Raw genomic sequence first — 14,474 nt, forward strand, 5'->3', positions numbered from 1 at the left:
TGCCTCCCATGTATGAACTTCTGATCGGCCTACGTTATACGCGTGCCAGCCGTCGTAATGGTTTTATTTCGTTTATTTCTCTGATCTCCGTCGTGGGTATTGCGCTCGGTGTGGCGGCGTTAATTATTGTGCTGTCGGTGATGAATGGTTTTCAGGCAGAGGTGCGTAATCGCATCTTAGGAATGGCAGCGCACGTACAGATCAGCGGGGTAGGCAATCAGCTGCAAGATTGGCAAACAACGGCCACTATTGCCAAGAAAAACCCACATGTACTGGCCACCGCGCCCTATGTGCTGGGGCAAGGCTTACTGATTAATGGCAGCCAAGTTAAAGGCGCATTGGTGCGCGGGATAGATCCACAACAAGAGAGCAAGGTGAATGAAGTGGCTGGCAAGCTGGTGGCTGGCGAGTTGCACTCCTTACGCTCAGGTGAGTTTGGGATTATCTTAGGTATTTCACTCGCCAACGAGCTATCGGTGCGCCTTGGTGATCGGGTCACGATGATTACACCGCAAGGGCAAGTCACTCCTGCTGGGCTCATCCCTAGGATGAAGCAATTTACTGTTGCTGGGATATTTAAGGCAGATTACGCGCCTTATGATATTGGCCTTGCGATGGTAGATATCAAAGACGCTCAGACGTTGTTTCGCACCGGCAGCGCCGTTTCTGGAGTAAGGCTAAAGCTGGATGATTTAAATCTAGCCCGCCGCGTTTCGCGTGAAATTAATCAAGAAATGCCTGAGCTGATTGCATCCGATTGGTCACAAGAAAACCCAACCTATTTCCGTGCCGTTGAAATCGAAAAACGCATGATGTTTATTATTCTGACGCTGATCGTAGCAGTAGCAGCGTTTAATCTTGTTTCAACCTTAGTCATGGTGGTCACAGATAAGCAAGCCGACATCGCCATCTTGCGTACCCTCGGCGCTTCACCGTTTTCGATTATGAAAATATTTGTGATTCAAGGGGCCTTATCTGGTGTGATTGGCACGGGATCAGGGGTATTAGCTGGGGTTCTCGTCTCTAAAAATCTGGATGTGATTGTGCCCTTTATTGAGCGTATCTTGGGCACCACTATTTTATCCCCCGATATTTATCTGATTTCCGAGTTGCCATCCCGCGTGTTGTGGAGCGATGTAAGCAGCATCGGGGGCATCTCCCTATTGCTCGCCTTACTGGCCACTCTTTACCCTAGCTGGCGCGCCTCTCGCGTCAATCCTGCTGAGGCTTTACGTTATGAGTAATTTAGATCAAGCCCCTGTACTAGCGGCGCAAGGCTTAAGTAAAAGTTATAAAACCGGCACGCTTGAAACCCAAGTTTTAGCGCATATTGATTTTTCCTTACACCGTGGCGAAACAGTGGCCATTGTTGGGGCCTCTGGCTCTGGCAAATCCACCCTGCTGCATTGCCTTGGCGCGCTGGACGCACCAAGTAGCGGACAAATCCAATTAATGGGCAAAAACCCGCTGGCATGCAATGAAACTGAACGTGGGCTAATGCGTAATCAACATCTGGGCTTTGTTTATCAGTTTCATCATCTACTGCCAGAGTTTAGCGCCGTAGAAAACGTCGCCATGCCACTACTCATCCGCCGCATGGATAAGGCCGCTGCATTGAAAGAGGCAGCAGCCATCTTGGCGCGCGTGGGCTTAAGCGAGCGCAGCCACCACAAACCAAGTGAGATGTCTGGAGGAGAGCGCCAGCGCACTGCCATCGCCCGTGCGCTCGTTACCCGCCCCGCCTGCGTGCTGGCCGACGAGCCAACGGGTAATCTGGATAGGGAAACGGCAGCGGGAGTATTTGAGCTGATGCTGGAGTTAGCCCGCGAATCAGGCACAGGCTTTGTGATTGTGACGCACGACCCAGATCTGGCCGCTAAATGCGGACGAGTATTAAGACTATCGAAAGATGGCTTGCAGTAAGCGTAATATTTTGAGCGCGGCGGGTGCAAAGCCCGCCCTCGCGTGATTTACTTTTCCATACCCTGCAAAAACATCCTCAGCACCCTTTGCTCAATTTTAGCCCTTTGCCCCAGCGGCACCGCTATTTGCAGCTGCAGACCAATCTCTTCATAGCGATCTAAAAAAATTCTTACACGTGGCTCTATCATGGGGGACTCCAGTGCATAGCGGCGCTCCAGCTCACGGGCATGCCTAGATAAATCGAGCGCATATTCAGCGGCGATGATCTGCCCCGCTTCTAGCAACACCAGCTCCGCCTTCAACCAATCATCAACCCGAGTAATGGCAATATGAATCGTCTGCAATACATAATCACCCAACATACTTTCATTAAATACTGGCTGATTTAATAGTAAAGAGTTAGGCACTGTAATGCTACGCCCCACCGTGCCTTGATGCTGCAAAGCATGGCTAGACTCCATTAGCGTTGTCGATACAATATTCATATCGATCACCTGCCCGCGGATGCCACCAATCTCAACCCTATCCCCCACCGTAAATGCATTACTGCTACTGCGATAAATAGATCCCAGCATGCAAAGAATCATTTCCTTCGTTGCCAGCACAATGGCGGCAGCAATCGCCACCAAGGATACCGCAAAGGTCTGGATCTCATGCCCCCAGATAAAAATCATGCCGAGAAAAAAAACACCCAGTGCAGTGTTCCTAAGATAAACCACCCAGCGACGACGAACCTCTGGCCCTAAATCATGCCGACGTAAAATAGCGCGACGCATTAAAGACCGGCAAATCATTAACACTGTAATAAATACCGCAGAAATAATCGCATCGCGGATCAACGCTCTATCTGCCAGCATGGGCAAAAGCGCTGCGGCTAGTCTCTCGTAATATCCCTGCATAGTTCCTCTTCTTTTATTATCGCTGGCTGTGAATGGCCATTTCCGGCTCAGCCCTTCGGGTTTAGCCGGAAAATGAAACGTCAACAGACCCTAGCAGCCTGTCGGACTTAAGACTGATCTACTACGGAAAAGCCGGATTTGGCCATATTTCACGCATTTTCTCGTTGAATAGCCAGCTATTCGCCTCAAAAACCCACAAAATCTGTCTCAAACCGGTTTTTCCCTCGCTACGATCGCTTAAGTCCGACTGGCTGCTAGCAAGACCGCGGCCACATCGGCAGGCTCCGTTAAGGTTCGGACTTGCGTAAATAATGCTTCCGCTTCGGGATAAGTTCGACGTAAATAAGTCAACCACTGCTTCATACGCCCTGCACGGTGCTTAGGCATAATATGCTGCGCCTGAATGAGCTGCCAAAAACAAAGGAACAAGGGTTGCAATGCTTCCCACGGCAGCTGTGCTTGGCCCGTTTGGGCCATCAACGCCAAACTTGGATTTGAAACAATCCCACGCCCCAGCATAATTTGATCACAGCCAGATACTGCTGCGCAGCGGTGAAATTCTTCCACAGTCCAAATCTCACCATTTGCCACCACAGGTACGTTTGATGCCGCCAGTGCCTCACGCACGCTAGGGATCAGCTCCCAATAAGCTGGCGGTTTATAGCCATCGAGCTTGGTTCGCGCGTGCACCACCACCCGGGCTGCACCGCCACTGGCCATTGCCTGTGCGCATTCAATCGTTTGGCTACTATCGTTATAGCCAAGGCGCATTTTGGCCGTCACGGGGATATGCGCGGGCACCGCACGACGCACCGCACCGACAATCTGCTCGATCAACTCGGGCTCTTGTAACAGCACGGCTCCGCCACGGTGGCGATTCACACTTTTAGCCGGGCAGCCAAAGTTTAAATCAATCTCATAAGGGCCAAGCTCGGCCAAGCGCGCTGCGTTTTCCCCCATACATACGGGGTCTGAGCCAAGCAACTGCACGCTAACCGGCACGCCAGCCACCGTTTTGCTGCCGTTCAGCAGCTCTGGTGCAATCCGCAGAAAAGTTTTATTTGGCAATAAGGAACCACTGATGCGGATAAACTCCGTCACGCACATATCAATGCCCCCCACCCGCGTCAGCACATCACGTAGCACAAAATCAAGTAGCCCCTCCATTGGGGCAAGTAAAATCTTCACAGTTCATATAGCCAAAGCAGAAAGGCCGCTATTGTAACCCATGCGCGCTGCACCCTCTTCATCCCGTATATCCAGCAGAAAACAACAGCCAAGGCTCCACCGCTTGACAACAGAACGAGCGTTCACTACGCTAGCGTAGAACGTTTGTTCTAAAAAGGTTACCCCAATGGCACATCCCAATCGCGATACCGAATACCTAGGCAAGCTACAAGACTATTACTCTGACTACCGTAATCTACCCTCCTATTCGGTGATTGGAGATTTATTGGGCCTTGCTTCCAAATCAGCCGTTTCGGCACTGGTTAAACGTTTGCTGCTTGCGGGTTATGTCGACATCACCCCAGATAAACGCCTCGCCCCAACCAAGCGTTTTTTTGAGCGCGAACTGGCTGATTTCCCCGTGCCCGCAGGCCTTCCAGCCGCCGCCAATGATGCAATGAGCGAAGCTATTAGCATTGATGACTACCTCATTGATCGCCCATCCGCATCGGTGATGGTGCGCGTTAAAGGTGATTCCATGATTGACGCGGGCATCCACGATGGTGATATTGCCGTAGTTGAGAAACGTCACAGTGCCAATGTGGGCGATGTAGTGATTGCCATTGTGGACGGCGAATACACGCTTAAAACCTTAAGCCGAGATAAACAAGGCTACCTATTGATGCCACAAAACCCCGCTTACGAACCCATTCGCCCTAAAGAAGGCCTAGAGATTTATGGCGTAATGGTTGGACTCATCAGAAAATACCGATAATTGCCAAGCATCAAATGGGTGCTTAAAGATAAAATAGCAAGCAATAGATCAAGAGCTGCAACTTGCCTCAGGCAATTTCCCCCTTGCATCCAAACCTGATTAAGGAGCATTTGTGAGCGAAGCTGAATTATCCCCTTTAGGCAAAACGGTCAGTTACATCACCGAATACGATCCAAGCCTGCTGTTCCCTATTCCCCGCGTAGGCAAACGCCTTGAGATTGGCCTAAGTGAAACACTGCCCTTTATGGGAAGCGATATCTGGAATGGCTACGAGCTCTCTTGGCTCAATAGCCATGGCAAACCACAGGTCGCCATTGCCGTATTTACTGTTCCCGCTAGTAGCCCAAACATCATTGAATCTAAATCGTTCAAACTGTATTTAAATAGCTTTAACCAAACCAAGCTAGAAACACGTGAAGCCCTACAAAACGTACTGCAAGCCGATCTATCTGCGGCAGCTGGGGCCTCTGTGGGCGTTCAGCTCATTGGCCCAGAGCAATTCTATCAGCAGCGTCTGGCTGAGTTAGACGGTTATTGCATCGACAATCTAGATATCGAAATCGATCAATACTCGCCTCAAGCAGGCTTATTAAAGTGCGATAGCGGTGAAACCACCATTAGCGAATCGCTGACATCTAATTTGCTAAAATCAAATTGCTTAGTCACTGGCCAACCCGATTGGGCCAGTATTCAGATTAGCTATACCGGCAAGCCTATTAATCGTGAATCGCTACTGCGTTATTTAATTTCATTTCGCAATCATAATGAATTTCACGAGCAATGCGTAGAACGTATTTTTGTGGATATTCAAAGAGATTGCGCCCCATTGAAACTGGCTGTTTACGCCCGTTACACCCGCCGCGGTGGCTTAGATATTAATCCCTACCGCTGTAATTTTAGCGCCCCCTTGCCGACTAATTTACGTGGAGCAAGGCAATAAGCCCGCAAGTAAATAAATACTCGATAAAAATCTGTAAACACAGAGCAGAGAAAAAATCAGAGCGCGCACTAAGCAAAGAAATGTTCTACTACCTCATTTTTGAATGTAAAGATGAATTCGTAACTTAGTTTCCCAGTGCACACTGGTATATTCCCCTGCTCTACACCACAGGTTTTTGCCCATCAAACAAAGCATTAATTAAAACAGTCGGAAGATAAAAATGAGTGAAATTGCGACATTAGCGGGTGGTTGTTTCTGGTGCCTAGATGCCACCTTTGCACGTTTACGTGGCGTATCCCAAGTGGATTGCGGTTATATGGGAGGCCGTATTGAAGCACCCACTTACAAAGCCGTATGTACTGGTGACACAGGCCACGCCGAGGTGATTCAGCTTACCTTTGACCCCACCATTATCAGCTACGCCACGCTCTTAGAGCTGTTTTTTGCCCTGCATAACCCTACCACTCTCAACCGCCAAGGTGGAGATGTTGGCACGCAGTACCGCTCCAGCATCTTCTTTCATAGCGAGCAGCAAGCCGCTGACGCTCGCAAAAAGATTGCTGATTTAGCCAGTGACTATCGCGATCCTATCGTCACAGAAGTCACCCCTGCCGTCACCTATTGGCCAGCCGAAACCTACCACCAAGACTACTTCGAGCAAAATCCAGAGCAGCCTTATTGCTCTGCCGTTGTAGCAGGTAAAGTACGTAAGTTGGTTCAAGAGTATGGAAATCTGCTGAAGTAAGCGATATTGCGCGGCAAGATTAAAAATACGCAGCACACAAATTAAGACAACCACCAATGAGTAGAGGCGCTGCTTGCTGCGCCCTACTCATTGGTGGTTGTTGCAAACAACTTACCCTAGGGTCTGTTGACGTTTCATTCACGGCTGCGTTTGGCCCAGTTTTGGGGCTGAACAAGGAGAAAATTGCGGCATGGTACACCTACCATCAGCGATTTTTAACGCCGTGCAGCCCCAAAAGGGGCTAAACCCGAAGGGCTGAGCCGGAAAATGGCCATTCACTGCGTTATGCTCCTCGACAATAACCCGTTATTGTCTTCGTCACATGCCTTGTGCCTGGCCGTTTTCCGGCTCAGCGCAATGGCGAATGAAACGTCAACAGACCCTAGCACCGTAAAAAAACATCTACTAAGCACGGGCGTATGAAAGCCTGCTGCTATAATCGGGCTTTCCCCAGCCACCTCGGATATCCATGTCACCGCAACTATCCTTGCTTCAGCCCTATCCATTCCAAAAACTAAAGCAACTTTTTGCAGGTGTGATAACCAATCCGGCGCTGGCACATATTAATTTATCTATCGGCGAGCCTAAACACACCACGCCAAAACTCGTTACCGATGCGCTGATCGCCCACTTTGATGGTTTATCCGCCTACCCTGCCACACTAGGCTCTGATGACTTACGGCAAAGCATCAGCAGCTGGCTAGCACGACGTTACTCAATTACGGCACCAAATCCTGCCACAGAAATTATTCCAGTGAATGGTAGCCGAGAAGCGCTCTTTGCCTTTGCGCAAACCATTATTGATAACAGCGAGGGCCAGCCCATTGTGCTATCCCCTAATCCGTTTTACCAAATTTACGAAGGCGCGGCGTTTTTGGCTGGAGCCGAGCCTTATTTTGTAAATTGCAATGCAGAAAATCGTTTCCAGCCCAATTGGGGTGCCGTTCCTGCAGAGATCTGGCAGCGCACTCAGCTGGTATTTACCTGCTCGCCAGGTAATCCCACGGGTGCAGTAGCCTCTTTAGAAGACTGGAAAAAATTATTTACCCTCTCCGATCAATACGGCTTTGTGATTGCCTCTGATGAATGCTACTCAGAAATTTACTTTGGCACTGAAAAGCCATTAGGTGCGCTAGAAGCGGCCAACCAGCTAGGACGTGACTATCATAACTTGGTGATTTTCTCTTCATTATCTAAGCGCTCTAATGTACCTGGGCTGCGCTCTGGCTTTGTAGCGGGGGATGCTAAATTACTTGCGCAGTTTTTGCTCTATCGCACCTATCACGGCTGCGCCATGAGCCAGATGGTGCAGGCCGCTAGCGCCGCAGTTTGGGATGATGAAGTGCATGTGGAAGAAAACCGTGAACTTTATAGGCAAAAATTTGCCACAGTAACGCCCCTCTTACAGAGCGTAATGGAGGTTCACCAACCCGATGCCGCATTTTATCTGTGGGCAAAAATCAACGGTAACGATACCGAGTTTGCCAGCAAACTATTTGCAGAAGAACACGTCACGGTATTGCCTGGCTCCTACCTTGCGCGTAGCGCCCATGGCGCAAACCCAGGTCTTGGCTATATTCGAATCGCCCTTGTGGCCCCTTTAAATGATTGTATTGCCGCCGCAGAGCGGATTGTCCGTTTTTGTCGTAAGCACTCTGCCACGCTGGGCACGTCCCAAGCTGTTTAACTGAAAAGGAAACACCATGAGCCAACTGCAACAAATCATCGAAACTGCCTTTGAAAATCGTGCTGAAATCACCCCAGCCACAGTCACTTCCGAGCTGCGTGATACCATCAACAGCGTGATTTTAGGCTTAGACAAAGGCCAGTACCGTGTTGCGGAAAAAATCAATGGCCAATGGCATACTCATCAATGGCTAAAAAAAGCCGTACTGCTGTCTTTCCGCATTAACGACAATGTCCCTATGGATGGCGGCTGCACCCAGTATTTTGACAAAGTGCCTTCAAAATTTGCCGATTACACCACCGAAGACTTCCGCGAAGGCGGCTTTCGCGTTGTGCCAAATGCTATAGCGCGTCGTGGCTCCTTTATCGGTAAAAACGTGGTGTTAATGCCTTCTTACGTGAATATCGGTGCCTATGTAGACGAAGGCACGATGGTCGACACTTGGGCCACCGTAGGTAGCTGCGCGCAAATCGGTAAAAACGTGCATTTATCCGGTGGCGTAGGCATCGGCGGCGTACTTGAGCCACTGCAAGCCAACCCAACAATCATCGAAGACAACTGCTTTATCGGTGCGCGTTCAGAAGTGGTTGAAGGCGTGATTGTTGAAGAAGGCTCAGTGATCTCGATGGGCGTTTATATCGGCCAAAGCACTAAGATTTATGACCGCGAAACCGGCGAAGTCACTTACGGCCGCATTCCAGCTGGCTCCGTAGTAGTATCAGGCAACCTGCCTTCTGCTGACGGAAAATACAGCCTGTACTGCGCAGTGATTGTTAAAAAGGTAGACGCCAAGACACGCGCTAAAACCAGCATCAACGAATTACTCCGCGGTATTTAATCACAATTAAATATATAAAAGCCCAGAGAGCTAGTTTCCCTGGGCTTTTTTTGTGCCCTTATTTCTGCAAAAAGCATGAGCATTACCGCCATTTTTCAAATCTTCCTTCAGCCTAAAATTGTTACTTAATCAAAATAATTAGCTTAAAAAACATATTTACTTTCATTATGAGCCAATAAATCACCATAAAAATCGAAAAAGTAGATATGCTAAGCAACTACTCAAATCCATTAAATACAAACTCATGACCTTCCTATTGCCTATGCAAAGAGAGACTTACGAGCCCTACCTCGAGTCGTCCATCCTTAGCTATGCCGAAGCAAATACCTCATCGGGCCGCTGGCGTGAAGAAGATGCGCTTGAGCAATCTCGTAATGAATTTCACAAGCTCCTCCCACAGGGCACAGACACGCCCGATCAATATTTATTTGAAATCATCGGCAACGATAACCAGACTACCGTGGGTTTTATTTGGTTTGCCGTCGTCCTAGATAAAGGGGTCCGCCTCGCCTTTGTTTATGATTTAGAGATCAAAGCGTCTTATCGTCGTCAGGGATATGCCACGCAAGCTTTCAAAGCGATAGAAGTACTCGTCAGTGATCTTGGCCTAGCCAGCATTGGCCTGCATGTTTTCGGCCAAAACTTAGCCGCGCAAGCGCTCTATAGCCGGCTCGGCTATGGTGAATCGCACCGGGTTTCGCGGAGGCTCCAATTCTTGAGAGAATGGCGCCATGAAGAAATCAACTCACTTTTCCCCCGAAGTCCGTGAACGAGCAGTTCGCATGGTCATTGAACACCTTGCTGAATACCCATCCGAATGGGCTACCCTCGTTTCAATTGCCAGCAAAATAGGCTGCACGCCCGAAACACTGCGCACATGGTGCCGTCGACAAGGCGGCGATACCGTTCAAGCCAACAAAAATTCAGCAGAGAACGAACGAATCAAAGCGCTGGAACGAGAAGTACGCGAACTTAAAAAGGCCAATGAAATTCTGCGCCTAGCCAGCGCGTATTTCGCACAGGCGGAGCTCGACCGCCGCTTGAAATCGTAAGGTCATTCATCGATTCCCATCGTGGTCAGCACGGGGTCGAGCCGATCTGCAAACTGTTACAGGTCGCTCCGTCTGCCTATCGACGTTATGTCGCTCGACAGCGCAATCCCGCGTTACGTTGCCAACGTGCCATTCGTGACGAGCAACTGAGCGGTGAAGTTACGCGCGTCTGGCAAGAGAATCATCAGGTGTATGGTGCCGTCAAAGTCTGGCGGCAACTCAAGCGCGATGGGCATCTTGTGGCGCGGTGTACCGTTGAGCGTTTGATGCGCAGCCTAGGTTTGCGCGGAATATCGCGTGGTAAAGCGGTGCGCACGACACGCCCAGACCCTGCCGTTGCTTGCCCACTCGATCATGTGAACCGACAATTTGTCGCCGAACGACCGAATCAGCTCTGGGTTTCGGATTTTACCTACGTATCGACTTGGCAAGGCTTCGTGTATGTGGCGTTTGTGATTGATGTATTCGCTCGGTATATCGTGGGCTGGCGAGTGAGTCGCAATATGCAAACCGAGTTTGTGCTGGATGCGTTAGAGCAAGCCCTTTGGGCGCGGCAACCGGAGCGAGAAGCGCTGATTCATCACAGCGACCGTGGATCGCAGTATGTATCGATTAGATATACCGAGCGATTGACTGAAGCAGGCATCGAGCCATCGGTTGGTACGACCGGCGACAGTTACGACAATGCACTCGCTGAGACGATTAACGGACTCTACAAAGCGGAAGTGATTCATCGTTTGGGGCCTTGGAAAAGCCTAGAATCTGTGGAGCTAGCGACATTAGAATGGGTTTCGTGGTTCAATCACCATCGTTTGCTTGGGTCGATTGGTCATATCCCACCTGCGGAAGCAGAAGCAAATTATTATCGTAATCAAAGCGAGCAGGCCATGTTGGTCTGACTCAAACCAAACAGCCTCCGCGAAACCCGGTGCGATTCAGAGGTGGATTTTGATAAAGGCGCTCACATGACGTCGACAAGGCCCATACGGTCGACCAATACTTGCAGACCACCCATGCTTTTTTATGCCGAAATGACGGCCTTAAGACATTTTTTCGTTGGCAGAACGTGCTGGAATCAGGCACTTTCTAATCTAAATTAGCGAGTCGAAGCCAGCTTTCTACAAAGCCTGTTGTTTGGCGTAGCGGGAGCTTAAATAGGCACTTGATCGTTAAGCAAAACTGAATGGCCGCATCGCTAAACTCAGCTTGCCGTCCCCGTTTTCCTGTTGAGAGCGAGAGACAGCATGTAGGTGGAAATGTGGGCGTAGGATATCGTACTAGGCGCAATACCGCTTTAAACGGTGAATGGATTTATGTCTGATGATTTCGGCTCATTAAGATGATTATATTGGAAAAACCTTGTATAGATGGGAGGCAATACGCTGAAATTTAACAAGAAGATCAATTAAGTAAATCTACCTAAGTAAATTTACCTACAAACCATTTTTAAATACAAAAAATTAATTTTATTAAAAATATGTTGATGATAATCAATATATCGTGCTAACTTGTTTGTCATATCCATTCCCTTTACAAATAAATAAGAAAATGTAATGAAATAAATTGTTGCTGACTTGCCATTTTTATTATATCTGGCAGCTTATTCTGTGTTCAGAGAGAATGCCAAAATGTGCTTTCCATATGCGCCCGATGGCAACAATTTATATTGGGCTGTGATGTACACAACAATAATAATATGTAGGTTTATAGAATGTGGGAGCTTGTCATTCACCACTAAAGAATCTACATCTACTATTTCTGTATTTCTGTATTTCTGTATTTCTGCAGAAATTTTTTAACAACACACAAAGACTATGCTTTTTGGGGGAAACAGCTCAACCTGCAGACAATAAACACTCGAAATGATATAACTTTTAAATAAAAAATATGGTCCATCCCAATTTTTCACTCTGGGCTGTTGAATAGATCTTTTTAAACTGGACTTAAGCTTTTAGCGCTAAGAGCAGTGAGGATAACTAAATGAAAAAAATTATTTTCCCCCTTATTTTTTCTATATATGCAATCTGCGCTCAAGCAGAAACCACCAATGTTTTTTGTGCTGCAGCTGATGGCGATTATTGGTATTGGGCTAAAGATAAAAACGAAAATTTAGTGCAGGTTTCCGGAACATGGGAACGAGCGTTTCCTAGTTCCGGTGCCTACTTCTACTATTTCAGTATTTCTGAAGAAAGCTTTAACAACATTAGAAAGTTATGTCGTCAGGGTGAACATACTCAACCTGCGGATAATAAACACTCAAAATGGTATATTTTCCAAATCACTAAACCTGACCAATCCCATTATTTTGCCCCAGGACGTTATACGGACCTATTTGATCTAAATTCAAGCTTCCAGTTGCGTGTATGAAGAATAAAGCCGCTTATTTTAAAATGAGCGGCTTTATTTTAGATAAGCAAACAATGTGGTTACATTGGGCAGATATCTAACCCCCTTTATTTCTTGTGGGCAGGGTTTGCACAATCTTGTCGTTTTAAGGTTTATTTGGATCATCACCAAATAGCCATAAAACTTAAACATGAACCCCTCACAATAGAGTGATAGCGCTGCCTTGCCATAAAACATGGTTAATTTACGGGGTAATCTGGTAAATGAGAAGCCGCTTACGAAATCAAACTACACCCAGACTGGTAAGTGATTACACATTTTCACTAAGTCACAAAAGCAGTTTTTCTTATTTACCTAAAGCCCCCCTGCTAGGCGTACGCTGAGTGAATAAAGGACTATCTGCTTCGCGTTATTACATCTAAGTTTGCTTGCATGCGATGATGATCCTCCATAGATAGAGCCTTCGCTCACTTTTAGCATTTTGAGCTGAGTGCGCCAGAATTATGATCAGATTATTTTTAATGTTTTATTGCAAGGTGATTACATTTTTTATTAGTGTAGGTGTTAATTAATTTATATATTGTTAACTTTAAATGAAAGGTGGATATTTTGGCTTATCACATCAAAAAAAATATTTTATCTATGATAATGGCAATTTATGCAGGTAACGTTTTTTCTGAAAATGTTAATATGTATGAAGTGTATCAGCAACCATTTTTTCCTGCGAGAAACTGCTTTCCCGGCTATAAGCTATTGACCGCTGATAATGCAAGGGCATTGCAGAATTGGTTGGTAAATAGAATGGGTGTATGGGAGATTACGGCTTTAGCTGATGGTTGGACTATTAGTGGTTCGGGACATAAAGGTCAAATTAAAGTCGACAACACTGTTCCTATACAAGCGTGGTGCACACCTGTAACCCCTTCATTAAAGCCTATGATTCCAAATCTCCCACCGGTATTTTACCCTGAAAGTAGTGATGCTATTTTTGAGTGGTTTTTGGTCAATAAAGAAAGTTTTTTTAAGCCTCTCTCCCTATTGGCCCATTACTTTGGATATGGTTGGGCATCGGGAAATTATGTAGACAAAGTTGGTCAAGGAATGATTATTAGTCGGTCAACTAAGCCAGGTGAATATCTGATTAAAGGGTATAATGAGGGCACATGCGATGGTTATCGCTGTAAAGACAGATTATCGATAGAAGTTGATAATTTTAATTACTTGATTGATTCGGGTAAATTTAACGTTGGCTCGATTACTGCTTCGGAGAAGAAGAGAATAGCAAGTAAATCTGTTTTTATAACAAATAACTCCGATACTCAGCAAACTAGTACAGTCGCATTGTCTTATATTGTCTTATCAAATTGGTCTAAAACAGATTCATATGCTTATGGCCAGAAAGTGACATCAAAAAATAAATTTAAATGGCCATTTGTTGGTGAAACTGAGCTTGCTATTGAGGTTAGTGCAAACCAAAATTGGGCATCATTAAAAGGGGGGGCGATTCTAAAACTGTAACAGATACTGTTTCTGTTTCCGTCCCCCCTCACAGTAAAATAGAAGTTTTTATGGAAACATATGTTTCTAATATTGAGTATCCCTATACATTTGATGCGGATGTGAGTTATGACGTTAACTTTTCTGGGTTTATGCGGTGGGAGGGAAATGCTTTGCTTAGCCATGACCCAACTCGGCCCACGATCAATAAAAAATATACGATAGGTCGAGCCAGTGATTCACTGACAAACCTCGTTTATCAGTATAGCAACCCAGGCTTAGGAGATACGGGCGACTATTGGGATTGGCGTTGGATGATTGATCGTTACAGTAAGAAAGTGATTGAAAATACTTTAGCTCAAGTGATTCAACCTTTGAAAGTAAAAATAACAGGTGTTTTTACTGCAAACTCAGCATATGGGTCATCCATTGTGTATGGGCCATCCATCCCACTCTCCACGAGATCTACTCGATCTACTCGATCAGTAGAGAGGGGATTAAGTAATGCTGAATTGGAAAAACATGGGATCAAAAATTTACAAATTACAGTGAAAAGAGCGCAGTAATTATTTTTTAGGCTCCTTTGATATATTGCATGCAATACA

At 46.8% G+C, this 14,474-nt stretch carries 14 protein-coding genes, 1 pseudogene and 1 other annotated feature; of the genes and pseudogenes, 12 read left to right on the forward strand and 3 right to left on the reverse strand.

Annotation, left to right across the window (positions count from 1 at the left end):
- Positions 1 to 8 precede the first annotated feature (8 nt).
- Both C1H71_RS00715 and lolD read left to right on the forward strand, forming a co-directional pair.
- Entirely contained in the window at positions 9 to 1,244 is a 1,236-nt protein-coding gene (locus C1H71_RS00715; RefSeq protein ID WP_130104854.1) for a lipoprotein-releasing ABC transporter permease subunit, read from the forward strand.
- Positions 1,237 to 1,923: a lipoprotein-releasing ABC transporter ATP-binding protein LolD gene (lolD, locus tag C1H71_RS00720; protein ID WP_130104855.1), complete on the forward strand. Its 687-nt coding sequence runs from the start codon at positions 1,237 to 1,239 to the stop codon at positions 1,921 to 1,923. The genes C1H71_RS00715 and lolD overlap by 8 nt, the downstream gene beginning before the upstream one ends.
- A 47-nt stretch (positions 1,924 to 1,970) precedes the next feature.
- Here lolD and C1H71_RS00725 read toward each other — a convergent pair whose 3' ends face one another.
- Together C1H71_RS00725 and C1H71_RS00730 are read right to left on the reverse strand one after the other, a co-directional pair.
- On the reverse strand, positions 1,971 to 2,822 hold the full coding sequence (locus C1H71_RS00725; protein WP_130104856.1) for a mechanosensitive ion channel domain-containing protein: 852 nt from the start codon (positions 2,820 to 2,822) through the stop codon (positions 1,971 to 1,973).
- 237 nt (positions 2,823 to 3,059) lie between these two features.
- A complete protein-coding gene (locus C1H71_RS00730) occupies positions 3,060 to 4,010 on the reverse strand; it encodes a tRNA dihydrouridine synthase (RefSeq protein WP_223145953.1) in 951 nt (316 codons plus the stop codon).
- A gap of 166 nt (positions 4,011 to 4,176) precedes the next feature.
- Here C1H71_RS00730 and C1H71_RS00735 point away from each other — a divergent pair, with 166 nt between their 5' ends.
- The 7 genes from C1H71_RS00735 (at position 4,177) to C1H71_RS00765 (ending at position 10,925) form a co-directional block, all read left to right on the forward strand.
- Positions 4,177 to 4,764, forward strand: coding sequence for a LexA family protein (locus tag C1H71_RS00735; protein WP_130104857.1), 588 nt, complete (start codon positions 4,177 to 4,179; stop codon positions 4,762 to 4,764).
- 112 nt (positions 4,765 to 4,876) lie between these two features.
- Positions 4,877 to 5,704: an NADPH-dependent 7-cyano-7-deazaguanine reductase QueF gene (gene queF / locus C1H71_RS00740; RefSeq protein ID WP_130104858.1), complete on the forward strand. Its 828-nt coding sequence runs from the start codon at positions 4,877 to 4,879 to the stop codon at positions 5,702 to 5,704.
- Positions 5,705 to 5,924: 220 nt separating this feature from the next.
- Complete coding sequence (msrA, locus tag C1H71_RS00745; protein WP_130104859.1) at positions 5,925 to 6,449, forward strand: peptide-methionine (S)-S-oxide reductase MsrA; 525 nt, start codon at positions 5,925 to 5,927, stop codon at positions 6,447 to 6,449.
- Positions 6,450 to 6,918: 469 nt separating this feature from the next.
- Entirely contained in the window at positions 6,919 to 8,136 is a 1,218-nt protein-coding gene (dapC, locus tag C1H71_RS00750; protein WP_130104860.1) for a succinyldiaminopimelate transaminase, read from the forward strand.
- 16 nt (positions 8,137 to 8,152) lie between these two features.
- Positions 8,153 to 8,974 carry a 2,3,4,5-tetrahydropyridine-2,6-dicarboxylate N-succinyltransferase gene (dapD, locus tag C1H71_RS00755; protein WP_130104861.1) on the forward strand — a complete coding sequence of 274 codons (822 nt, stop codon included), beginning with the start codon at positions 8,153 to 8,155 and terminating at the stop codon, positions 8,972 to 8,974.
- Positions 8,975 to 9,218: 244 nt separating this feature from the next.
- On the forward strand, positions 9,219 to 9,743 hold the full coding sequence (locus C1H71_RS00760) for a GNAT family N-acetyltransferase (RefSeq protein ID WP_130104862.1): 525 nt from the start codon (positions 9,219 to 9,221) through the stop codon (positions 9,741 to 9,743).
- Positions 9,706 to 10,925, forward strand: a protein-coding gene (locus tag C1H71_RS00765; protein WP_374704445.1) for an IS3 family transposase whose coding sequence is annotated in 2 segments (ribosomal slippage) — positions 9,706 to 9,985 and positions 9,985 to 10,925 — 1,221 coding nt in all. Because the reading frame shifts where the segments join, the coding sequence is not laid out codon by codon here. Before C1H71_RS00760 ends, C1H71_RS00765 begins: the two co-directional genes overlap by 38 nt.
- Positions 9,981 to 10,097, forward strand: a sequence feature (AL1L pseudoknot). It overlaps the preceding gene by 117 nt.
- 190 nt (positions 10,926 to 11,115) lie before the next feature.
- Here the strand turns inward: C1H71_RS00765 and C1H71_RS00770 are convergent.
- Positions 11,116 to 11,262: pseudogene (locus tag C1H71_RS00770) on the reverse strand (transposase); the annotation flags it as partial.
- 744 nt (positions 11,263 to 12,006) lie between these two features.
- Here C1H71_RS00770 and C1H71_RS00775 point away from each other — a divergent pair.
- From C1H71_RS00775 to C1H71_RS00785, 3 genes are all read left to right on the forward strand, one after another.
- Positions 12,007 to 12,393 (forward strand): hypothetical protein, encoded by a 387-nt coding sequence (locus C1H71_RS00775; protein WP_130104864.1) that lies wholly within the window; start codon positions 12,007 to 12,009, stop codon positions 12,391 to 12,393.
- 588 nt (positions 12,394 to 12,981) lie between these two features.
- Positions 12,982 to 13,890 (forward strand): aerolysin family beta-barrel pore-forming toxin, encoded by a 909-nt coding sequence (locus C1H71_RS00780; protein ID WP_130104865.1) that lies wholly within the window; start codon positions 12,982 to 12,984, stop codon positions 13,888 to 13,890.
- Positions 13,851 to 14,435 carry an aerolysin family beta-barrel pore-forming toxin gene (locus tag C1H71_RS00785; RefSeq protein ID WP_130104866.1) on the forward strand — a complete coding sequence of 195 codons (585 nt, stop codon included), beginning with the start codon at positions 13,851 to 13,853 and terminating at the stop codon, positions 14,433 to 14,435. Before C1H71_RS00780 ends, C1H71_RS00785 begins: the two co-directional genes overlap by 40 nt.
- Positions 14,436 to 14,474 lie beyond the last annotated feature (39 nt).

Source organism: Iodobacter fluviatilis, assembly GCF_004194535.1.
Lineage (GTDB): Bacteria > Pseudomonadota > Gammaproteobacteria > Burkholderiales > Chitinibacteraceae > Iodobacter > Iodobacter fluviatilis_A.

Bases quoted from the DNA above. Each gene is read 5' to 3' on its own strand.
- C1H71_RS00715 (WP_130104854.1), top strand. From the start codon at position 9: ATGTATGAACTTCTGATCGGCCTACGTTATACGCGTGCCAGCCGTCGT.
- lolD (WP_130104855.1), top strand. From the start codon at position 1,237: ATGAGTAATTTAGATCAAGCCCCTGTACTAGCGGCGCAAGGCTTAAGT.
- C1H71_RS00725 (WP_130104856.1), bottom strand. From the start codon at position 2,822: ATGCAGGGATATTACGAGAGACTAGCCGCAGCGCTTTTGCCCATGCTG.
- C1H71_RS00735 (WP_130104857.1), top strand. From the start codon at position 4,177: ATGGCACATCCCAATCGCGATACCGAATACCTAGGCAAGCTACAAGAC.
- msrA (WP_130104859.1), top strand. From the start codon at position 5,925: ATGAGTGAAATTGCGACATTAGCGGGTGGTTGTTTCTGGTGCCTAGAT.
- dapC (WP_130104860.1), top strand. From the start codon at position 6,919: ATGTCACCGCAACTATCCTTGCTTCAGCCCTATCCATTCCAAAAACTA.
- dapD (WP_130104861.1), top strand. From the start codon at position 8,153: ATGAGCCAACTGCAACAAATCATCGAAACTGCCTTTGAAAATCGTGCT.
- C1H71_RS00760 (WP_130104862.1), top strand. From the start codon at position 9,219: ATGACCTTCCTATTGCCTATGCAAAGAGAGACTTACGAGCCCTACCTC.
- C1H71_RS00775 (WP_130104864.1), top strand. From the start codon at position 12,007: ATGAAAAAAATTATTTTCCCCCTTATTTTTTCTATATATGCAATCTGC.